Here is a 21,659-nt window from a genome sequence, read left to right as displayed (position 1 = left end):
AGATTTCCATTTCGTCAACATGCGTAAATCAGGTCATTCTTAGTCAACTTTTTTACATGTAATGCTTGCGATTTTCTGGCAATTAAATACAAGAATAAATCGCTTTGTTGCACCAACAATCACAACAGTCACTATTATTCTGCTAGGCAAAAACCCACCTAATCTCTTCACAAAAAGATCACAGCTTTTTTAATAATCAGAGCACTCAGGAACTTTTGCTCGGAATATGTGATGAAGATAACTAAAACATCGTTTTATTTTGATTGAATCAATGTTCCTATGAATGCAAACTAATTCCAGACGCAATATCCCTGGGAGCAGCAACACGCTCAACGTATGCCGCGTTAGATTTTATAAAACAAAGAGATAGCTGTTTTCTTTGTTAAGAAATACCAGTAACCATTTGAATTTATTAATTTTTATTTCCTTGCGCGTGTATTACCTGCGACAAGAGATGAGGACGCTTATGAAAATTAAAGCCACGATTGAACGCATCCCTGGCGGAATGATGTTGATTCCTCTGTTATTAGGCGCAGTGTTAAATACGTTAGCTCCGGATACCGGCGCGTATTTCGGTTCGTTTACCAAAGGAATGATCAGCGGAACGGTGCCGATTCTGGCAGTGTGGTTTTTTTGTATCGGTGCATCTATTGATTTACGAGCAACCGGCACGGTATTACGCAAATCCGGCACACTGGTATTAACTAAAATAGCCGTGGCATGGGTAGTGGCAATGATTGCTGCTTCATTTATTCCTGATACCGGTATTCAAACCGGGTTCTTTGCCGGTCTTTCGGTACTGGCAATTGTTTCAGCGATGGACATGACCAACGGCGGTTTGTACGCCAGCCTGATGAACCAGTACGGAACCAAAGAAGAGTCTGGCGCATTTGTGTTGATGTCTCTGGAATCCGGTCCGTTAATGACCATGGTGATCCTCGGCTCCGCGGGTCTGGCTTCCTTCGAACCACACCATTTTGTCGGCGCGGTATTACCGTTCCTGATTGGTTTTGCGTTGGGTAACCTGGATCACGATCTGCGTTCCTTCTTCAGCAAAGCCACGCCGGTGCTGATCCCGTTCTTTGGCTTCGCGCTGGGCAACACGATTAACCTGAGCGTCATCGTTGATACGGGTCTGCTGGGCATCCTGCTGGGCGTCGCGGTTATCGTCATCACCGGTATTCCGCTGATTATTGCTGACCGCGTTATTGGTGGCGGGAACGGTACGGCAGGCGTAGCAGCCTCTTCTGCGGCAGGCGCTGCAGTGGCAAACCCGGTGATTATCGCCCAGATTAACCCGGCATTTGAACCGGTTGCCGCATCCGCTACGGCGCTGGTTGCCGCCAGCGTGATAGTCACCGCGATTCTGGTGCCGATTATCACCGCGCTGTATGCCAAACGCTTTAATAAAAACCCGGTAGTCAATGAGACGGCGGCTACCCCGGCAGACTCCCTGCACCACTAAACCTGCCTTTATCCCACTCACCGTTCCTGCTCAATTGATGAGCGGGAACGGTGCAAAAATCTCCTCAACCATCGCATCAACCAGCCGCTTCGCCGAACACAATCTCGGCATGCCCAACGCCACATTTTGCCAACGCTGCGTCACCGACCAGCTCACCGGATGACGCTGCGCATCGCACCAGTCCCCGAGCCAGCTCAACATATCGTTGTGCTCAGCCGAGCCGCCAACAACCGGCGTGCTGAGCCAATGATGATAGTAATGACGCGTGGCGGGGGCCGCATTCACGCTGTCTGCCAGCGCCTGAGCAGCCATCGTTCGCAGGTTGTCTTTTAGCATTGACACCACATCGGCATTTGCTAACCGGCAGGCGTCACCAAAGGCTCCCCAGCGCAGCTCCTCTAACGCCACAAAACAGCGTCCAGGTAACGACCAGCCGTCATACGCGCCAGCCCGCCAGCGGGTAAAAATTTGCTCGCTATGTTCGCCCGCTTGCACCGTCAGGCCGCGTTGCGTTACCGCCTTCTCTTTATAAGCGCCGCGCTGGGTAAACCAGTCAGCGAGTGAATTTATCTGCTGCTGAAGACCAGGCGTGGAGAGTTCACGCGGGTGTTCGGTTTGTTGTAAAAACATCAACCCTTCGGCGATCCGTACCAGCGCCAGATGGCCCGGATCGATCATGCCCGCCAGTTTTTCCACCAGTTTTAGACGCATCACCAGATGCTCGCTGGACACACCTGCCAACACCCATGCTCGCAGCTGCGTCTGGGATAGCACCTCCTGCGTCAGACGCGCACGCAGCCGCTGCTGCTGTTGCAGAAAACCACCGGAACGTTTGGTTTCATCTCCCTGAACCAGATCGACCATAAACTTCGGGTAGACACACTCCAGCGTCCGCCCGGGGCCTTCCAGTAACACGTTAGTCATGTGTGCTCGGTTGCAAAAAGGGTATTGATATCGTCGCGCAGCAAGCGGGAATCTTCATAAAGCCATGCCGCAGTCGTAATGCGATGCTGCAGTTGTTCGTTCAAGGCATTCACCGCAGATTCATTTTGCTGGCGCAGGGTCAGACTCTCACGCAGGCTCGCCTGTAATTGCGTCAAACACAGTGAAAAATCAGCAAAAAACGTGGCCATGCCTGCCGTAACGGAAATATCGACCTGCGCAGCTAAAGCTTTACGAATTTGTTGGCAAAACTGGGTGACATAGTGCACAAGGTTCTTATGCAGTGCGCCCATATCAATGAGATAACGCGTTTTTGTTTCGACGTACTCATTCCATCCCCAGTTGGGCTGATTCAACCAGCGAGAGAAGGTATCACGCACCACACCGCCAGTTGACGGCGCATTTTCCGCCGGAATATCCTGCTCAATGGCCTCGTTAAACAACTGGCGGGTGTTGAAGTTAAACATCGCCGCATGAAACGCCGGAAAACGGATCCGCGCACGAAAACCAGCGTGGTTCAGCTCCTCTTTCACCCGCTGCTCAATGGGGCGTATGGCGTCATTTAGCGCCCGGGACAGCGTCGACTCAAGCTGTTCAAAGCGCAGAGCTAAATCCCGACTGATGCTTTCCTGCGCTGCCAGCAAGACAACTTCACAGGACGAGCGCATTTTATCCAGCACGATTTTCGCCTGCCCCTCATCGTGCAACACCAGCATTTCTCCGGCCATTTCTGCCGAGGAAACGCCAGCCCCCTGGCCATGTTGTGACATCATCAGGACGTTTTCTTTGATAAAGAACGTGTTGATGCCGCACAGAATCTCAGTCTGTTGCTCATTGAGATAGGCCGCGGCAGCCTCCAGCGCCAGCTCGACCTCATGACTGACTTCATCACTCACCCGCCCCTGACTCACTTCTAACTGCTGCATATCCTCTTCAATATGCGTGATGTTCAGCCGCAGTTTTTCATAGGCAACCGTTAACCCATGGGCGCGAAACTCCAGATATTCGTGCGCGCTTTGCGCATAGTTCAATAACTTATGCGACGCTGAGCGTAGCGCATACAGCGAAGCATTGGCGTAAGCGGCATGAATCACTTTCTGGATCGGCTGCTCAAACAGTGAATCCTCCCACAACAGATCGGCTGCATGGCGGATGTGCTCCGTATCCTCAAGATCGTTGGTGCACCAGCGTCGGCCAAGCGCCGCTTCGGCAAAATCCTGTACCCAACGTTGCACCTGGTGATCCGGCAGCCGCCCGCGAGCCATCAGCTCATGACGCGCCCTGTTCGCCAGATACCCCCACATCGAAGAAACCGGATAGATTCGCTCCGGGGCAATCCCACCTTGCATCAGCGTGCCGGAAATTAATGCCCGCACCTGCTCTTCATCGTCACTGTTGCGGTCTTTCTGATCGAATTTGTTCACCAGCGCATACAGCGGCACTGACTTGCCGACCGCCATGACAGCGTGGCGCACTTCTTCATCGGAAATCGATTTCAGTTGGGTGTAATCCATCACCACCAGTACCGCAGAAGCCCGCGCCAACTGTTCATTCAGCATCTTTTGTAGATGCGGTTGCCCGGCCTCATTCGGCCCCGGCGTATCCAGCAGGGTTAATTGCCCAGGATAGCTCGCCTGACCGCCCAAATGGACAAATTCGACCTCGATAACCGGAATATGCTCAATCGCGGCATAGGCGGCAAAAGGAAAATCCACTTCCAGTGCTTTTGACAAACGCACCAGGTCATTCAGACTTTTAAGGCAATGGAAAATAGGCTGTGCGCCAAGATAATACCGCTCAAATGCCACGCCGTTTTCAATATGCTGCAGCAGGACATTCATATCCTTATCAATTTCCAGGGTCTGCGTAAGACGCTGGCGATCGCACTCGCGTACGCGCTGCTGTAAAACCTTCATTAAGGCATCGATAGGCGTGACATGTGAAAAATGCAACACCGGCTCTTTCTGCCCCGGCGTATGGCGAATTAGCGTTGGTAGCGCCGTCATGGGACGATTACGATTAGGTAAAACTTCGGTCCCTACAATCGCGTTAATCGTCGTCGATTTTCCCGCTTTCATGGTACCGACAATCGCCAGCACCATTTCCAGACGCGTAATCTTACGCAGTTCATTATTGAGCGTTGCCTGCTGGACATCCATGCCACGCGCGCTGAAATGCAGGGGCTGAACCACCTGTCTGCTATGCTCTCCTTGTTTTAGCGCGACATCATCCAACGACGTCATAGGCAATTTTTGCAATTGCCTGAGATGTTCAAGCGAGAGCATCAGCAAGCGTTCCGCTTCCTGACTTAATTCATATATTGTCTGTGTGTGCATGGAAAATTCTTCCTTAACGCAAATGGCATTACTTTTATTTAGCCCAATCGTTTTATTTATAGATTTTTTGGCTTTTATAATTACGTGTAGAAATAATTAAAATCAAAACAACCAACTGATATTATTAAAATAAATTTGGTGTATAACCGCTGGCCGGATGCCTCTCACTTATGTAATAAGTAAGAAAGATAAACAGCGTAGTTCAGTTTTAAAAAATACCCGCGTAATCCCCCTACTAAAATTAAGGGGGTCAATGATATTCAATCACAATGGCTTAGGCATCCGTAAGCAACGTTACCTATGAATATCAGATATTTCGCCTCACCTTATCTTAAATACCTAAGCGTAGCAATTTCCCTTAAAAAATATTCCGCCATACTTTCATTGAGGTAAAAGCAAAGGGTCTTTACAGCAGATCATTTTGCATAATCACGCAGTAGTCCCGACAAAAGCAGGGATTTTATGTATAATTGCGGCCTTTTTCGGCAATCTGCCATTTTTGGGCGCATTTGCCCCTGCTGACTTTTGAGGAAATCCACATGTCATTACCACACTGCCCACAATGCAACTCCGAATACACTTACGAAGATAACGGCATGTTCATCTGCCCGGAATGCGCTCACGAATGGAACGATGCTGAACCGGCTCAGGACAGCGACGAACTGATCGTTAAAGATGCCAACGGCAACCTGCTGGCTGACGGCGACAGCGTTACCGTAGTGAAAGACCTGAAGGTAAAAGGTAGCTCTTCCATGTTGAAGATCGGGACCAAAGTGAAGAACATCCGTCTGGTTGAAGGCGACCACAACATCGATTGCAAAATCGATGGCTTTGGCCCAATGAAGCTGAAATCTGAGTTTGTGAAAAAGAACTGATGCAAATTGCCTGATGGCGCTATACGTCAATCAGGCCGACGCCAGCTCATCTGCCAGGCGGGAAGCTCATACTTCCCGCCTGGCTTATTTTTGCAGACGATAACTACACTTAACTGGTTTCTTTTACCTGAGGTAAAGATTATGCCGTTAAGTCCCTATATCTCCTTCGCAGGCAACTGCGCTGATGCTATCGCCTACTACCAAAAAACATTAGGCGCTGAGCTACTCTACAAAATCAACTTCGGTGAAATGCCCAAACCGGCGCAGAACAGCGAAGAGGGTTGCCCTTCAGGCATGAAATTCCCCGATACCGCCATTGCCCACGCCAACCTGCGCGTTGCGGGCAGCGACATCATGATGAGCGATAGCGCCCCCGACGGAAATGCCCACTACTCTGGCTTTACACTGGTACTCGACACGCAAAACGTCGACGAAGGCAAACGCTGGTTTGATAACCTGGCAGCAAACGGAAAAATCGAAATGGACTGGCAGGAAACCTTCTGGGCTCATGGTTTCGGTAAAGTGAGCGATCGGTATGGCGTACCGTGGATGATCAACGTCGTCAAACAGCAGCAACCTACAGAGTAATCCAACGGGAGGCCAGCCCTCCCGTACTGTCATCAAAAATCGCTCAACTCTTCATCACCAAGTAACCATCCCTTAACGAAAACGTCACATTAATCCGCCACGATGGGGCCACTTTTTAAGGGAGGCCGCATCATGCAAACGATTATTCGCGTCGAAAAACTCTCCAAGTCCTTCAATCAACATCAGGCGCTCAATGCGGTTGATCTGAACATCTGTTCCGGTGAGATGGTGGCTCTGCTTGGGCCATCTGGCTCTGGCAAATCCACCCTTTTACGTCATTTAAGCGGTTTGATCGTCGGTGATAAATCCCCGGGTAGCCACGTCGAACTGCTGGGTCGCACCGTTCAACATGAAGGCCGCCTGGCGCGCGATATCCGCAAAAGCCGCGCCCACACCGGCTACATCTTCCAGCAGTTCAATCTGGTTAACCGCCTGACGGTACTGGAAAACGTCCTGATTGGCGCACTCGGCAGCACGCCGTTTTGGCGCACCTGTTTTAGCTGGTTTAGCCAGGAACAGAAACAGCGTGCATTACAGGCGCTGACCCGCGTTGGCATGGCGCACTTTGCATACCAGCGCGTTTCCACGCTTTCGGGCGGGCAACAGCAGCGCGTGGCGATTGCCCGCGCGCTGATGCAGCAAGCCAAAGTGATCCTTGCCGACGAGCCGATAGCCTCGCTGGACCCGGAATCCGCACGCATCGTGATGGACACCCTACGCGACATTAACCAGACCGACGGCATCACCGTGGTCGTCACGCTGCATCAGGTGGATTACGCCCTGCGCTACTGCGAACGCATTGTCGCGCTTCGTCAGGGCAACGTCTTCTTTGATGGCAGCAGCCAGCATTTTGATAACGATCGTTTTGACCATCTCTACCGCAGCATGAACCGCGTCGAACAGAACGCGCAGGCTGCATAGTTCTAAAAAACCAGGCGTTATTGGCGCAGCCAGGCTGGCAAGTGAAATAGCCTGGAACAAAGACTAATTAAGGAAACAACATGAGCTATAAGACCGTTGCCGCGCTGGCCTTTACCAGCATGTTCAGCATCAGCACCTTGTTCAGCCCGGCGCAGGCCGAAGAGCAAGAAAAAGCGCTGAACTTTGGCATTATTTCGACCGAATCACAGCAAAACCTGAAGCCACAGTGGGAACCGTTCCTGAAGGACATGGAAAAATCGTTGGGCGTGAAAGTGAACGCCTTCTTCGCCCCGGACTACGCCGGGATCATTCAGGGAATGCGTTTTAACAAAGTTGATATCGCCTGGTACGGCAACCTCTCGGCAATGGAAGCGGTGGATCGCGCTAACGGACAAGTGTTTGCCCAAACCGTCGCTGCCGACGGCTCCCCGGGATACTGGAGCGTGTTGATCGTTAACAAAGACAGTCCGATCAACAACCTGAACGATCTGATCGCCAAACGTAAGGATCTGACATTCGGCAACGGCGATCCTAACTCAACGTCAGGCTTCCTCGTCCCCGGTTACTACGTCTTCGCCAAAAACAACATCTCCGCCAGCGACTTCAAACGCACCGTTAACGCCGGACACGAAACCAACGCGCTGGCCGTCGCCAACAAACAGGTCGATGTCGCCACCAACAACACCGAAAACCTCGACAAGCTGAAAACCTCCGCGCCGGAAAAACTGAAAGAGCTGAAGGTTATCTGGAAGTCACCGCTGATCCCGGGCGATCCGATCGTCTGGCGCAAAAACCTCTCCGAAACCACCAAGGACAAGGTGTACGACTTCTTTATGAATTACGGCAAAACGCCGGAACAGAAAACCGTACTGGAACGCCTGGGATGGGCACCGTTCCGTGCCTCCAGCGACCTGCAACTGGTACCGATTCGCCAACTGGCGCTGTTTAAAGAGATGCAGGGCGTGAAGGGCAACAAAGGGTTGAACGAGGAAGAGAAAAGCAGCAAAACCTCGGCGCTGAAAGCGCAGCTCGACGACCTTGACCGTTTGACCGCCGCCCTGGGCGCCATGACCAGCGTGACTAAAGCGGTGCAGTAAACCTAATGCCCGGTGGCGTTTCGCTTACCGGGCAGACGATGTTCTGTAGGCCGGATAAGGCGCAAGCGCTGCCATCCGGCGATAACCTACGCACGGAGCTAAACATGCAAACCATCACCGTCGCCCCGCCCAAACGTAGCTGGTTCTCACTGCTGAGCTGGGCCATTCTTCTCGCCGTGCTGGTGGTCTCGTGGAAAGGTGCCGAAATGGCTCCGCTCACGCTGATCCAGGATTCCGGCAATATGGCGACCTTCGCCGCCGACTTCTTTCCGCCAGACTTCAGTCAGTGGCAGGACTATCTCGGTGAAATGGCCGTCACCCTGCAAATTGCCGTCTGGGGCACCGCCCTCGCCGTTGTGCTGTCGATTCCCTTTGGCCTGATGTGCGCCGATAACCTCGTACCGTGGTGGATTTACCAGCCGATGCGTCGCCTGATGGACGCCTGCCGCGCCATCAATGAAATGGTCTTCGCCATGCTGTTCGTGGTCGCCGTGGGTTTAGGTCCGTTCGCCGGGGTAATGGCACTGTTTATCCACACCACCGGGGTGCTCTCCAAGCTGCTTTCGGAAGCGGTAGAAGCCATTGAGCCAGGTCCAGTAGAAGGCATTCGCGCCACTGGGGCCAACAAAATTGAAGAGATTCTGTACGGCGTTCTGCCACAGGTCATGCCGCTGCTTATCTCCTACTCGCTGTATCGCTTTGAATCCAACGTCCGCTCGGCCACGGTGGTCGGAATGGTGGGTGCGGGCGGTATTGGCGTGACTTTATGGGAGGCGATTCGCGGCTTTCAGTTCCAGCAAACCTGCGCTCTGATGGTGTTAATCATCGTCACCGTCAGCCTGCTGGATTTCCTTTCCCAGCGTTTGCGTAAGCACTTTATCTGATTAGCGAGGCATTGATTGCTATGCACTTGTCTACACATCCGACCAGTTATCCAACGCGTTATCAGGAAATTGCCGCGAGACTTGAGCAGGAGCTTCGTCATCATTATCGCTGCGGTGACTATCTGCCCGCCGAGCATCAGCTTGCCGCGCGCTACGAGGTAAACCGCCACACCCTGCGCCGCGCTATTGACCAGTTGGTTGAGCGTGGTTGGGTCCAGCGTCGCCAGGGCATCGGCGTACTGGTGCTGATGCGCCCATTCGATTACCCGCTTAATGCCCAGGCGCGCTTTAGCCAGAACCTGCTGGACCAGGGTAGCCACCCCACCAGCGAAAAACTGCTGGCGGTGCTGCGCCCGGCCTCCAGCCACATTGCCGATGCGCTCAGCATTAACGAGGGCGATAACGTGATTCATCTGCGCACCCTGCGTCGGGTAAACGGTATCGCACTGTGCCAGATCGACCACTATTTTTCCGACCTCACGCTATGGCCGCTGCTGCAGGGCTTTAACAACGGCTCACTGCACGACTACCTGCGCGAACAGTCCGGTCTGACGCTCCTGCGCACACAAACGCGCATCAGCGCCCGCCGCGCACAGGCTAAAGAGAGCAAAGTGCTGGAAATCCCCAATATGGCGCCGCTGCTGTGCGTGCGCACCCTGAACCACCGTGAAGGCGAAGAACACGCGGCGGAATACTCCGTTAGCCTGACCCGCGCCGACATGATCGAATTCACTATGGAGCACTGAATGCATTTCGATACCGCTACCCGCCAGCGCTGGATGCGCGCGCTGGCTTACAGCAATGCCGATGCCCTGAACGCCCGCATCCACGCGCTCAAACTGACGCCAGACTATGAACTTATCCGCGCACCGGAAAGCGGACTGATGCAGCTCCAGGCTCGCATGGGCGGCACCGGCAACCGCTTCTTTGCCGGTGATACCACGCTTACCCGCGCAGTGGTACGCCTGAAGAGCGGCACGCTGGGCTACAGCTACCTGCTGGGACGCAACAAACAACACGCCGAGCAGTGCGCGGTCATTGACGCGCTGCTGCAGGAACAAACGCATTTCCAGAGCCTAATGGAAACCTTAATTGCCCCGCTGGAAGCGGAACGCGATGCGCTGATTAGCGCACGCCGTGCCGAAGTCAACGCCAGCCGGGTCGACTTCTTCACGCTGGTACGCGGAGATAACGCATGACCTTACAAACCGCTTTTAATTTACCTGTTCAGGATGCTCAGCAGAGCTTTCGTCGCCTGCTGAAGGCCATGAGTGAGCCGGGCGTGATCGTCGCCCTGCATCAACTGAAACACGGCTGGCAGCCACTGGGCCTGGCAACCACCAGCGTGCTACTGACCCTGGTCGATGGCGACACGCCAGTCTGGCTGGCGCCGTCGATGGATAACGATATCGCCCGGCAGAATCTGCGTTTTCACACCAACGCGCCGCTGGTGGATCAGCCGCAGTTGGCGGCCTTTGCCGTCGCCGACGAACGCATCAGCAGCGAACAGCTTAACGCCCTCTCCGCCGGTTCCGCCGTCGCGCCAGAAACCAGCGCCACGCTGATTGTGCAGGTCTCTGGCTTAAGCGGTGGACGCATGCTGCGTCTGACCGGTGCCGGTATCGCTGAAGAGCGCATGATCGCGCCACAGCTACCGGAATGCCTGATTCACGAACTCACCGAACGCCCGCATCCTTTCCCGCTGGGGGTCGACCTGATCCTCACCTGCGGCGAACGCCTGCTGGCTATTCCGCGAACTACCCATGTGGAGGTGTGCTGATGTACGTCGCCGTCAAAGGGGGCGAAAAGGCGATAGCCAACGCCCACGCCCTGCAGGAAAACCGACGCCGGGGCGATGAGACCATTGCTGAACTGAGCGTGGCGCAAATCGAACAACAGATGAACCTGGCCGTCGACCGGGTGATGACCGAAGGCGGTATCGCCGACCGCGAACTGGCCGCGCTGGCGCTGAAGCAGGCCAGCGGCGATAACGTCGAAGCCATCTTTTTGCTCCGCGCCTACCGCACTACGCTGGCAAAGGTGGCGGTCAGCGAGCCGGTTAACAGTGCAGAAATGCGCCTTGAGCGCCGAATCTCTGCGGTCTACAAGGATATTCCCGGCGGGCAGTTGTTAGGTCCCACTTATGACTACACCCATCGCCTGCTGGATTTTACCCTGCTGGCCAATGGCGAAACGCCACCCCTGCGCAGCGCAGACGACGCGCAGGACGCCTCTCCGCACGTCTTTTCCCTGCTGGCCAACCAGGGACTGGCAAAGCGTGAAGAGGATGATGGTGCCACGCCCGACGACATTACCCGCACGCCACCGGTTTACCCCTGTTCACGCGCTTCACGTCTGCAACAGCTGATGCGCGGCGATGAGGGATATCTGCTGGCGCTGGCCTACTCCACCCAACGCGGCTACGGGCGCAATCACCCGTTTGCCGCTGAAATCCGCAGCGGCTATGTGGCACTGGAAACCGTACCGGAAGAGCTGGGATTTGCGGTGAACGTCGGTGAATTGCTGATGACCGAATGTGAAATGGTCAACGGTTTTGTCGCGCCAGAAAACGAATCCCCCCATTTTACCCGCGGCTACGGGCTGGTGTTCGGCATGAGCGAACGTAAAGCGATGGCGATGGCGCTGGTGGACCGCGCCCTACAGGCAGCCGAATACGATGAATCGGTCACGGGACCGGCGCAGGACGAAGAGTTCGTGCTGGCGCATGCGGATAACGTCGAGGCGGCGGGTTTTGTTTCGCACCTCAAACTTCCCCATTACGTCGATTTCCAGGCCGAGCTGGAACTGCTCAAACGCCTGCAACAGGAGGCCCCCCGTGACCACTAACCTCTCCGGCTACAACTTTGCGTATCTTGATGAGCAGACCAAACGCATGATCCGCCGCGCGATTCTGAAAGCGGTGGCGATCCCCGGTTACCAGGTGCCGTTTGGCGGACGTGAAATGCCGATGCCCTACGGCTGGGGAACCGGCGGCATTCAGCTCACCGCCAGCGTGATTGGCGAGCCGGACGTGCTGAAGGTAATTGACCAGGGCGCGGATGACACCACTAACGCCGTGTCGATTCGCAACTTCTTCAAACGCGTGACCGGGGTGAACACCACCGAGCGCACGGAAGACGCGACGCTGATCCAGACCCGCCACCGCATCCCGGAAACGCCGCTGGTGGAAGACCAGATCATTATCTTCCAGGTCCCGATCCCCGAGCCGTTGCGCTTTATCGAGCCGCGCGAAACGGAAACCCGCACCATGCACGCGCTGGAAGAGTACGGCATCATGCAGGTGAAACTGTATGAAGATATCGCCCGCTTCGGTCATATCGCCACCACTTACGCCTATCCGGTGAAGGTCAACGACCGCTACGTCATGGACCCGTCGCCAATTCCAAAATTCGACAATCCGAAGATGGACATGATGCCGGCCCTGCAACTGTTTGGCGCAGGCCGCGAAAAACGCATCTATGCCGTTCCACCTTACACCCGCGTGGAAAGCCTCGATTTCGACGATCACCCGTTTACCGTGCAGAGCTGGGATGAGCCTTGCGCCATCTGTGGCTCAACCCACAGCTATCTCGATGAAGTGGTGCTCGATGACACCGGCAAACGCATGTTTGTCTGCTCCGACACCGACTACTGCCGCCAACAGAGTGAGGCCCTCAGCAAATGACGCAACCGCTGCTTTCAGTCAACAACCTGACCCATCTCTACGCGCCGGGCAAGGGCTTCAGCGATGTCTCTTTTGACCTGTGGCCTGGTGAAGTGCTGGGTATCGTCGGCGAGTCCGGTTCCGGCAAAACCACGCTGCTGAAATCGATCTCTTCACGGCTGACGCCGCAGAGCGGTGAGATTTTGTATCAGAACCGTTCGCTGTACGGCATGAACGAGGCCGACCGTCGCCGTCTGCTGCGCACCGAATGGGGCGTGGTGCATCAGCATCCGCTGGATGGCCTGCGCCGTCAGGTCTCCGCTGGCGGCAATATCGGCGAACGCCTGATGGCCACCGGGGCGCGCCACTACGGCGATATTCGTGCCACCGCGCAGCGTTGGCTGGAGGAAGTGGAGATCCCGGCCTCGCGTATCGACGACCTGCCAACCACCTTTTCCGGCGGCATGCAGCAGCGACTGCAGATCGCCCGCAACCTCGTCACCCATCCCAAACTGGTGTTTATGGACGAGCCCACCGGCGGTCTGGACGTTTCCGTACAGGCCAAACTGCTGGACCTGCTGCGCGGCCTGGTGGTGGAACTGGATCTGGCAGTGGTTATTGTCACCCACGATCTGGGCGTAGCACGCCTGCTGGCCGACCGTTTGCTGGTGATGAAGCAGGGTCAGGTGGTGGAAAGTGGGTTAACCGACCGCGTACTCGACGATCCGCATCATCCGTATACCCAGTTGCTGGTGTCATCTGTTTTGCAAAACTGATTTTGTCTTGCCGGGTGGCGCTTCGCTACCCGGCCTACGGATCGGCATCGGTTGTAGGCCTGATAAGCGAAGCGCCATCAGGCAATCGAACGCAAAAATGCTTAAAGAGGCTAAAAATGAACGCGATTCGCGTTGAAAACGTCAGTAAAACCTTTGTACTGCATCAGCAAAACGGCGTGCGTCTGCCGGTGCTGCAAGACGCCACGCTGGAAGTTAAAAAAGGCGAATGCGTGGTGCTGCACGGTCACTCTGGCAGCGGCAAATCCACGTTGCTGCGTTCGCTGTACGCCAACTACCTGCCGGATGAAGGACACATCCACATCCGCCACAGCGGCGAATGGGTCGATCTGGTGCAGGCTCCGGCGCGTAAAGTGCTGGAAGTTCGCCGTTCAACCATCGGCTGGGTCAGCCAGTTCTTGCGCGTGATCCCAAGGATTTCTGCGCTGGATGTGGTGATGCAGCCGCTGCTGGATCTCGGCGTGTCGCGCGAGGAGTGCGCAGCCAAAGCGGCTAACCTGCTTACCCGCCTGAACGTGCCGGAGCGGCTGTGGCATCTGGCGCCGTCGACGTTTTCCGGGGGCGAACAGCAGCGCGTCAATATCGCCCGAGGGTTTATCGTCGATTACCCGATTCTACTCCTCGATGAGCCCACCGCCTCGCTGGACGCCAAAAACAGCGCCGCCGTCGTCGCATTGATCGAAGAAGCGAAAGCCCGCGGCGCGGCAATTGTCGGCATTTTTCACGATCAAACCGTGCGCGACCGCGTCGCGGATCGCCTGCACCTGATGGGAACAACAGCATGATTATCAATAATGTAAAGCTGGTGCTGGAAGATGAAGTGGTGCAAGGATCGCTGGAAATTGAGGGCGGAACGATCCGCGCCTTTGCCGAAAGTCAGAGCCAACTGGCCCAAGCGATGGACGGAGAAGGCGGCTGGCTGCTGCCAGGGCTTATCGAGCTGCATACCGACAATCTCGACAAGTTTTTCACCCCGCGCCCGAAGGTAGACTGGCCCGCCCACTCGGCGATGAGCAGCCACGACGCGCTGATGGTGGCCAGCGGCATTACCACCGTGCTGGACGCGGTGGCGATTGGCGATGTGCGCGACGGTGGCGACCGTCTGGAAAATCTGGAGAAGATGATCAACGCGGTGGAAGAGACGCAAAAGCGCGGGGTCAATCGCGCCGAGCACCGCCTGCATTTGCGCTGCGAGCTGCCGCATCACACCACCCTACCGCTGTTTGAAAAACTGGTCAGTCGTGAGCCGGTGACGCTGGTATCGCTGATGGACCACTCCCCCGGCCAGCGTCAGTTCGCCAATCGCGAGAAGTACCGCGAGTACTATCAGGGCAAGTATTCACTTACCGACGAGCAAATGGCCCGCTACGAAGAAGAACAGTTAGCTCTGGCTGCTCGTTGGTCGCAACCCAACCGCACAGCGATTGCTCAGATGTGTCGTGAGCGCCAGATAGCGCTGGCGAGCCATGACGATGCCACCTGCGATCATGTGCTGGAATCGCATCAACTTGGCAGCGTGATTGCCGAATTTCCTACTACCTTTGCCGCCGCAGAGGCCTCGCGCCAGCATGGTATGAACGTACTGATGGGCGCGCCCAACATCGTGCGCGGCGGTTCTCACTCCGGCAACGTGGCGGCGCATAAGCTGGCTGAGCTGGGGCTGCTGGATATTCTCTCCTCCGACTACTACCCCGCCAGCCTGCTCGATGCGGCATTTCGCGTGGCAGACGATGACGCCAACCGCTTTACGCTGCCGCAGGCCATTCGTCTGGTGACCCGCAATCCGGCGCGGGCATTAAATCTCGACGATCGTGGCGTTGTAGCCGAAGGTAAACGCGCGGATCTGGTGCTGGCGCATCGCAAAGGCGATCACATCCATATCGACCACGTCTGGCGTCAGGGCAAAAGGGTATTCTGACTATGGGGAAACTGATCTGGCTGATGGGGCCGTCCGGCTCCGGTAAGGACAGTCTACTGGCAGAACTTCGCCAGCAGGAACCTGCGCAACTGCTGGTGGCGCACCGTTACATCACCCGCGCCGCCAACGCCGGGAATGAAAACCATATTGCCCTCAGCGAACCAGAGTTTTTTACCCGCGCCGGGCAGAACCTGCTGGCGCTGAGCTGGCATGCCAACGGCTTCTATTACGGCGTCGGCGTAGAGATTGACCTCTGGCTGCACGCCGGTTTTGATGTGGTGGTCAATGGCTCGCGCGCGCATCTGCCCCAGGCGCAGGCCCGTTACGGCGCTTCTTTACTTCCCATTTGCTTACAGGTTTCCCCGGCCATTTTACGCCAGCGCCTGCAGGCACGTGGGCGGGAGAGCGAAACGGAAATCGCTGCCCGCCTTGAACGCGCGGCGCGCTACACGCCGTATGACTGCCACGTCCTGAACAATGATGGAAGTTTGCTACAGTCTGTCGATACACTGCTCACCCTGATGGGACGCAAGGAGAAGAAACATGTCTGTCTGTGAATTACGCCGCGCCACGCTATACGATACCGATGCGGTTTACGCGCTTATCTGTGAGTTGAAACAGGGCCAATTCGACCTGCAGGCCTTTAGCGCCGGCTACGCCGCAAATCTGCAAGATCCCAATATGCACTACCAGCTGGCGCTGCTCGACGGACAGGTCGTCGGCTTGATCGGTCTGCACCTGCAGTTTCATCTGCACCACGCCAACTGGATTGGCGAGATCCAGGAACTGGTGGTGATGCCACAGGCGCGAGGACTAAAAGTGGGTAGTCAGTTACTGACCTGGGCCGAAGCCACCGCGCGCGAAGCGGGCGCAGAAATAACCGAGCTTTCTACCAGTACCCAACGCCTTGACGCGCACCGCTTTTACCAGCGCGAAGGCTATACCATGAGCCATTTTCGCTTCACCAAACCGTTGTAGGGGGAGCCATGAGTCTGACCATTACGCTGACGGGAACCGGCGGCGCGCAACTGGTGCCAGCATTTGGATGTGACTGTGCGGCCTGCCAACGAGCACGCTTACAGGCGCAATACCGTCGACGCCCTTGTAGCGGGGTGGTCAAATTTAACAATGCGCTGACGCTGCTGGACGCGGGGATCCCGCATCTGATGGACGACTGGCCAGCAGGCAGCTTCCAGCAGTTTCTGCTCACCCACTACCATATGGATCACGTGCAGGGGCTGTTTCCGCTGCGCTGGGGCGTGGGGGCGACTATCCCGGTGTACGGTCCGCCGGATGAACAGGGATGCGACGATCTGTTTAAGCACCCTGGCATCCTCGATTTTAGCCATACCGTCGCGCCATTCGTGGTGTTTAACCTGCAAGGGTTGCAGGTTACGCCACTCCCGCTCAACCACTCAAAGCTGACGTTTGGCTATCTGCTGGAGACCGCGCACAGCCGCGTGGCGTGGCTCTCCGATACCGCCGGACTTCCCGACAAGACGCTGAAGTTTCTCCACAATAACCAGCCTCAGGTGATTATCATCGACTGCAGCCACGCCCCGCGCGCCGAGCCGCCGCGCAATCACAGCGATGTAAATACCGTTATCGCCTTGAACGAGGTTATCCGCTGCCCACGGGTGATCCTGACGCATATCAGTCATCAGTTTGATTTGTGGATGATGGAGAATCCGCTACCGACAGGGCTCGAAGCCGGGTATGACGGAATGGAGATTGTGCTGAGGTAGGTTTACATCGCACTAAAACACTTGTTAACAGGTCTCTGCTCCCTATAACCTTGCCAGCGAAAAATTGCGCTAACGATCATAATCTTCTTCCATTCTGCGCTCTTCGTCTTCTAACTGACGCCGTTCCTGATCGAGCTGGCGCTGGCGGTCATCCAGTTGGCGGCGGCGGTCTTCAAACTGGCGGCGGCGATTATCATACTGCCTGCGACGATCGTCACTCATCTGTCGCTGCCAGCTTTCATCACGAGAGTCGTCATAATCCCGCCCGCTGTCCGGTTTGTAGGCGTCGTTAATTGCCTGCTGAATATTGCCGATGGCGTCATCGATAATATCCGCCTGCGCCGATACGGTGGTCATCATCAGCAGAGTGAAAAGTAAGAATGTCGCGGAGCGTTGCATAAAACCAGCCTCATCAAGAAACTCGCCCCACGGTAATCAAAGCGTATTTGCGCGGGTAGCGGAGGAATCTCAATTACGCGAATGCCGCAGCGCCTGCGCCAGTTCTCCCCGGGTGAAGGGCTTACGCAATAACGCCACATCCGGCAGCGCCGGGTTATGCGCCGGACGTAAATCCTGGCCGCTAATCAGCAGGATGTTCAGTTGTGGATAATGTGCCAGCGCATGATTAATCACATCCACACCGCTTAAACCGCCGGGCAGCATTAAGTCGCTGATAAAAATATCAATCTCGGATGAAGCCGCCAGCATATGCATAGCCTGTTCGCCGTTGGCGGCCTCTAACGTCAGGTAGCCCAGCAGGTGTAATTGCTCACATAACGTCTGGCGCACATCGGCTTCATCTTCGAGAACCAGCACCAGTTTTTCACCGCGAGTCGGGGTGTGCTGTGCGATTGTCTCCACCGGTGTCTGCACCGGCACAACCGCGCGAGGAAGCTGCAATCTGACCGTCGTTCCCTGCCCAGGAGCGCTTTCAATCTCCACGCGGCCACCGGACTGGCGCACAAAACCGTAGACCATAGACAGCCCCAGCCCACTGCCGCTGCCGGTCTGTTTGGTGGTGAAAAACGGCTCGAAGACCTGAGCTTTCACCTCCTGCGACATCCCGCTTCCCTGGTCGGCAACTTCCAGCATCACCATATCCTGCTTACGCCCATCGCTGCGCGTGACCCGCTGATTCCAGGTACGGATTTTAATCGTGCCCGCCTGCCCGTCCATGGCGTCACGGGCATTCATCACCAGATTAATAATGGCGTTCTCCAGTTGGCTGACATCAATCCACGCGGGCCAGGCGGGAGACTGGGCTTCAATCTCCAGCGTCAACGTAGCCGGAAGAGAGTGGCGCATCAGTTCGCCCAAATTTTCCAGCAGCGTTTTCAGCTCCACCGCATGGGGATGCAACGACTGTTTGCGCGAAAAGGCCAGCAGCCGCTGGGTAAGGAGCGCCCCGCGCTCGGCGGCTTTTAGCGCCCGATTGACCCGTGGCGCATCGGGGGAGTCTGGGTTCACCAGATCCAGGCTGCCAATAATGACTGCCAGCAGGTTATTGAAATCGTGCGCTAATCCGCCTGTCAGTTGCCCTACCGCCTTCAGTTTCTGACTGTGCAACAGCGCTTCCTCCAGCCCCTGGCGCTCGGTGCGGTCGATTTCCATCTGGCTGGTTTTTTCTTTTAGCAGTCGGGTGGTGTGCTCCAGCGATGCCGTATTACGGGCGAAGACGCTAAAGGCGCGGGCCAGCTCGCCCAGCTCATCGCGCCGCTGTAGGGCCGGGACGCTAACGTCCGATTCACCGTGCGCCAGCCGGGTCATCGCCCGCGAAATGGCCGTCAGGTTAGAACCGAGATTACGGTAGATATACCAGCCGGCAAAACCGGTGATCACCACCGCCAACAGCGCAAACACCAAAATAAACAACGCGCCGGATTGCAGTTCCTGATGGCTTTGCGCCACCCGCTGTTCGGAGATCAGCGCCACCTGCGAAGCATACCGGTTGATATCGCTGTTGAGGATCGCCACCAGCGCTTTGATATGAAACATATACCAGTTGATCGCCAAATCGCTCTGCTCCAGCGCGGAAGAAAGCGGCTCCAGCTTATGCAACTCCTGGTTGAAGTCGGTGAGGATGTTGGTAATCAGCGGATTGCTATTTTGCACAGGCAGCGCGGGCATCACGCCGTCCAGTTGTTTCACCACCGAACGCGGCGTGGGTGTTTCAATGGCGGCAACAATTAAGCGGTCTATCTGCCCCAGCAGCACGTCATCCTGCGCGCCGGTCAGCGTTTGCAGATGACGTAAATAACTTTGATTCTGATACAGCGAACTGAGCAGGGCGTTACGTTCCAGATGTCGCCGTTGCCCGCGCTGCAGCATACCTTCCACGCTGCTTTGTAGCTCCTGGCTGCGCTGGATAATACGCTCGACCAGCGCCGGCTCCTGCTGCGCCAACGGCGCGGTGGCCAACTGTTCCAGCGAATGCTTCAGCGCCCGTTGCGTCTCCTGCAGCCGCTCCGCTTCACCTTTGTATTCCAGCGCGCCGACCACCTGCGACAGCCGCACCGCCGCCGTCGCCACGTTCGCCGTATCCCGCGCCAGGTTCATGCTGCCGGTCATGTCGTCAACAGTTTGCTGCTGCACCTGTTCCTGGATTTGACTGGCATGCTGAAACCCCAGCACCGCCACACCGCTTACCATCAGCGTGACCGTCACCACCAGCAGATTGAAGAACAGCAATCGTCCGCGCGCACTGGCGAAAAAGTGACGTCCTGGTTGCGGCATATCACGCTCCGTGAAGAAAAATCGCAATATGACAAATATGAACGGCTTCTGACATTTTGCATTTACATTCCTGTGATGGACTGCTGATATCGGCCACCCCACAGGAGATCCGCTATGAGCAGGACACCGGTTCTGGAGATGCGCAACATTGCCAAAGCATTTGGTAAATTTTACGCGCTGAAAGGGGTCGATTTAACGGTCTGGCCGGGTGAGATTCATGCCCTGATGGGTGAGAACGGCGCGGGAAAAAGCACTCTGATGAAGATCCTCGCGGGCGCGTATACCGCCACCAGCGGTGAGATCCTGATCGACGGTCAGCCGTTTCACATTCGCGGACCAAAAGACGCGCTCAGCGCAGGCATCACGCTGATTTACCAGGAGATGCAGCTCGCGCCGAACCTGACGGTGGCGGAAAATATCTTTCTAGGCAGCGAGCTGTCGCGCGGCGGTCTGGTCCAGCGTAAAGAGATGGTGATGCAGTCGCAGAAAGTCATCGACCGGCTCGGCGCCCAGTTTAAGGCCAGCGATCGCGTGATGACGTTGACCATCGCCGAACAGCAGCAGGTGGAAATCGCCCGCGCCCTGCACCGTAACAGCCGCATTCTGGTGATGGATGAACCCACTGCCGCCCTCTCCTCACGTGAAACCCACCGCTTGTTTGAACTGATCATGCGCCTGCGCGATGAGGGGATGGCGATTATCTACATTAGCCACCGCATGGCGGAGGTGTATGAACTCTCGGACCGCGTCAGCGTCCTGCGCGACGGGCAATATGTAGGCAGCCTGACCCGCGACAAACTCAACGCCTCTGAGCTGGTGCGCATGATGGTGGGCCGACCGTTAAGCGATTTGTTCAACAAAGAGCGCGATATTCCCTTAGGTAAAGCGCGCCTCAACGTCCACCACCTGACCGACGGCCATAAAGTCCAGCCGTGCAGTTTGCTGGTGCGCTCCGGGGAGATCGTCGGACTTGCCGGGTTAGTCGGCGCCGGGCGTTCTGAACTGGCTCAACTGATTTTTGGCGTGCGTAAAGCCATCGGCGGCATGATTGAAGTAGACGGTGAACCGGTGGTGATCCACTCCCCTCGCGAGGCGATTGACCACGGCATTGGCTTTCTGACGGAAAACCGCAAAGAGCAGGGATTGTTTTTAGAGCTGGCGGCAGCAGAGAACATCACCATGGCGACGCTGGAACGTGACGCCAACTGGGGCATGCTCGATCGCAAAAAGGCGCAGGCTATTTCCGATGACGCCATCCAATTGCTCAACATCCGCGTTCCGCACGCCCAGGTACGCGCGGGCGGGCTGTCCGGCGGTAATCAGCAAAAGCTGCTGATTTCTCGCTGGGTCGCGATCGGCCCACGCATTTTGATCCTCGATGAACCCACGCGCGGCGTGGATGTTGGCGCCAAAAGCGAGATCTACCGGATCATGAACGACATGGCGCGCAAAGGCGTGGCGATCCTGATGATCTCCAGCGAATTGCCGGAAGTTGTCGGTATGAGCGATCGCGTGTACGTCATGCGGGAAGGCAGCATTGCCGGTGAGCTGAACGGGCAAAGTATTACCCAGGAAAATAAGATGAGCACTTCCCACCATATGTTGAACCAGAGCGGGGAGTAACAGAAGTGAAGTGTGGCTCCCCTCAGATTTACGGCATCATAGTGCCCAGGAAAGATGCATTCCGCATCCAGAGA

Annotated in this window: 22 protein-coding genes; 18 read left to right on the top strand and 4 right to left on the bottom strand. The window is 56.0% G+C overall.

The window, feature by feature from the left end:
* Positions 1-466: 466 nt before the first annotated feature.
* Complete coding sequence (gene kdgT / locus BZK42_RS24580) at positions 467-1,465, top strand: 2-keto-3-deoxygluconate transporter (RefSeq protein WP_016155482.1); 999 nt, start codon at positions 467-469, stop codon at positions 1,463-1,465.
* Between the two features lie 30 nt (positions 1,466-1,495).
* Here the strand turns inward: kdgT and BZK42_RS24575 are convergent, their stop codons facing one another.
* Together BZK42_RS24575 and crfC are read right to left on the bottom strand one after the other, a co-directional pair.
* The gene (locus tag BZK42_RS24575; protein WP_080860683.1) at positions 1,496-2,389 is read right to left on the bottom strand and encodes a diguanylate cyclase regulator RdcB family protein; all 894 of its coding nucleotides are present in this window, start codon (positions 2,387-2,389) and stop codon (positions 1,496-1,498) included.
* Positions 2,386-4,743 carry a clamp-binding protein CrfC gene (gene crfC, locus BZK42_RS24570; protein ID WP_080860682.1) on the bottom strand — a complete coding sequence of 786 codons (2,358 nt, stop codon included), beginning with the start codon at positions 4,741-4,743 and terminating at the stop codon, positions 2,386-2,388. Before crfC ends, BZK42_RS24575 begins: the two co-directional genes overlap by 4 nt.
* A 539-nt stretch (positions 4,744-5,282) precedes the next feature.
* On the opposite strand from crfC, the gene BZK42_RS24565 reads away from it, so the two are divergent.
* From BZK42_RS24565 to phnP, 16 genes are all read left to right on the top strand, one after another.
* On the top strand, positions 5,283-5,618 hold the full coding sequence (locus BZK42_RS24565; protein WP_003031835.1) for a zinc ribbon domain-containing protein YjdM: 336 nt from the start codon (positions 5,283-5,285) through the stop codon (positions 5,616-5,618).
* A 141-nt stretch (positions 5,619-5,759) separates the two neighbouring features.
* Entirely contained in the window at positions 5,760-6,206 is a 447-nt protein-coding gene (gene yjdN / locus BZK42_RS24560; RefSeq protein WP_016155401.1) for a VOC family metalloprotein YjdN, read from the top strand.
* A gap of 132 nt (positions 6,207-6,338) precedes the next feature.
* A complete protein-coding gene (phnC, locus tag BZK42_RS24555) occupies positions 6,339-7,127 on the top strand; it encodes a phosphonate ABC transporter ATP-binding protein (RefSeq protein ID WP_016155400.1) in 789 nt (262 codons plus the stop codon).
* 80 nt (positions 7,128-7,207) lie between these two features.
* A complete protein-coding gene (gene phnD / locus BZK42_RS24550) occupies positions 7,208-8,224 on the top strand; it encodes a phosphonate ABC transporter substrate-binding protein (RefSeq protein WP_016155478.1) in 1,017 nt (338 codons plus the stop codon).
* 104 nt (positions 8,225-8,328) lie between these two features.
* The gene (gene phnE / locus BZK42_RS24545; RefSeq protein WP_016155398.1) at positions 8,329-9,108 is read left to right on the top strand and encodes a phosphonate ABC transporter, permease protein PhnE; all 780 of its coding nucleotides are present in this window, start codon (positions 8,329-8,331) and stop codon (positions 9,106-9,108) included.
* A gap of 20 nt (positions 9,109-9,128) precedes the next feature.
* Positions 9,129-9,854, top strand: a complete 726-nt coding sequence (gene phnF / locus BZK42_RS24540) for a phosphonate metabolism transcriptional regulator PhnF (RefSeq protein WP_016155397.1) — start codon at positions 9,129-9,131, stop codon at positions 9,852-9,854.
* Positions 9,855-10,307: a phosphonate C-P lyase system protein PhnG gene (gene phnG, locus BZK42_RS24535; protein ID WP_019077841.1), complete on the top strand. Its 453-nt coding sequence runs from the start codon at positions 9,855-9,857 to the stop codon at positions 10,305-10,307. It begins immediately after the preceding gene.
* Positions 10,304-10,888, top strand: a complete 585-nt coding sequence (phnH, locus tag BZK42_RS24530; RefSeq protein ID WP_003031824.1) for a phosphonate C-P lyase system protein PhnH — start codon at positions 10,304-10,306, stop codon at positions 10,886-10,888. The genes phnG and phnH overlap by 4 nt, the downstream gene beginning before the upstream one ends.
* Positions 10,888-11,955 carry a carbon-phosphorus lyase complex subunit gene (locus BZK42_RS24525; protein ID WP_080860681.1) on the top strand — a complete coding sequence of 356 codons (1,068 nt, stop codon included), beginning with the start codon at positions 10,888-10,890 and terminating at the stop codon, positions 11,953-11,955. Before phnH ends, BZK42_RS24525 begins: the two co-directional genes overlap by 1 nt.
* A 46-nt stretch (positions 11,956-12,001) precedes the next feature.
* Entirely contained in the window at positions 12,002-12,793 is a 792-nt protein-coding gene (gene phnJ / locus BZK42_RS24520; protein ID WP_049259807.1) for an alpha-D-ribose 1-methylphosphonate 5-phosphate C-P-lyase PhnJ, read from the top strand.
* Positions 12,790-13,548: a phosphonate C-P lyase system protein PhnK gene (gene phnK / locus BZK42_RS24515; RefSeq protein WP_003844769.1), complete on the top strand. Its 759-nt coding sequence runs from the start codon at positions 12,790-12,792 to the stop codon at positions 13,546-13,548. Before phnJ ends, phnK begins: the two co-directional genes overlap by 4 nt.
* Positions 13,549-13,664: 116 nt before the next feature.
* Positions 13,665-14,351 (top strand): phosphonate C-P lyase system protein PhnL, encoded by a 687-nt coding sequence (phnL, locus tag BZK42_RS24510; protein ID WP_016155394.1) that lies wholly within the window; start codon positions 13,665-13,667, stop codon positions 14,349-14,351.
* Positions 14,348-15,484 carry an alpha-D-ribose 1-methylphosphonate 5-triphosphate diphosphatase gene (phnM, locus tag BZK42_RS24505; RefSeq protein WP_016155393.1) on the top strand — a complete coding sequence of 379 codons (1,137 nt, stop codon included), beginning with the start codon at positions 14,348-14,350 and terminating at the stop codon, positions 15,482-15,484. Before phnL ends, phnM begins: the two co-directional genes overlap by 4 nt.
* A 2-nt stretch (positions 15,485-15,486) precedes the next feature.
* Positions 15,487-16,041: a ribose 1,5-bisphosphokinase gene (gene phnN / locus BZK42_RS24500; RefSeq protein ID WP_016155392.1), complete on the top strand. Its 555-nt coding sequence runs from the start codon at positions 15,487-15,489 to the stop codon at positions 16,039-16,041.
* Positions 16,028-16,462 carry an aminoalkylphosphonate N-acetyltransferase gene (phnO, locus tag BZK42_RS24495; RefSeq protein ID WP_016155472.1) on the top strand — a complete coding sequence of 145 codons (435 nt, stop codon included), beginning with the start codon at positions 16,028-16,030 and terminating at the stop codon, positions 16,460-16,462. Before phnN ends, phnO begins: the two co-directional genes overlap by 14 nt.
* An 8-nt stretch (positions 16,463-16,470) precedes the next feature.
* Positions 16,471-17,229: a phosphonate metabolism protein PhnP gene (gene phnP, locus BZK42_RS24490; protein ID WP_016155471.1), complete on the top strand. Its 759-nt coding sequence runs from the start codon at positions 16,471-16,473 to the stop codon at positions 17,227-17,229.
* 69 nt (positions 17,230-17,298) lie between these two features.
* Here phnP and yjdP read toward each other — a convergent pair whose 3' ends face one another.
* Positions 17,299-17,628: a DDRRRQL repeat protein YjdP gene (gene yjdP, locus BZK42_RS24485; RefSeq protein WP_016155470.1), complete on the bottom strand. Its 330-nt coding sequence runs from the start codon at positions 17,626-17,628 to the stop codon at positions 17,299-17,301.
* Between the two features lie 69 nt (positions 17,629-17,697).
* The gene (locus BZK42_RS24480; RefSeq protein WP_080860679.1) at positions 17,698-19,962 is read right to left on the bottom strand and encodes a hybrid sensor histidine kinase/response regulator; all 2,265 of its coding nucleotides are present in this window, start codon (positions 19,960-19,962) and stop codon (positions 17,698-17,700) included.
* A gap of 114 nt (positions 19,963-20,076) precedes the next feature.
* On the opposite strand from BZK42_RS24480, the gene BZK42_RS24470 reads away from it, so the two are divergent.
* The gene (locus BZK42_RS24470; protein WP_080860678.1) at positions 20,077-21,585 is read left to right on the top strand and encodes a sugar ABC transporter ATP-binding protein; all 1,509 of its coding nucleotides are present in this window, start codon (positions 20,077-20,079) and stop codon (positions 21,583-21,585) included.
* The last annotated feature ends 74 nt before the right edge of the window (positions 21,586-21,659 follow it).

Source organism: Citrobacter braakii, assembly GCF_002075345.1.
In the GTDB taxonomy this organism is placed as follows: domain Bacteria; phylum Pseudomonadota; class Gammaproteobacteria; order Enterobacterales; family Enterobacteriaceae; genus Citrobacter; species Citrobacter braakii.
This window is presented reverse-complemented; position numbering and strand designations above follow the sequence as displayed.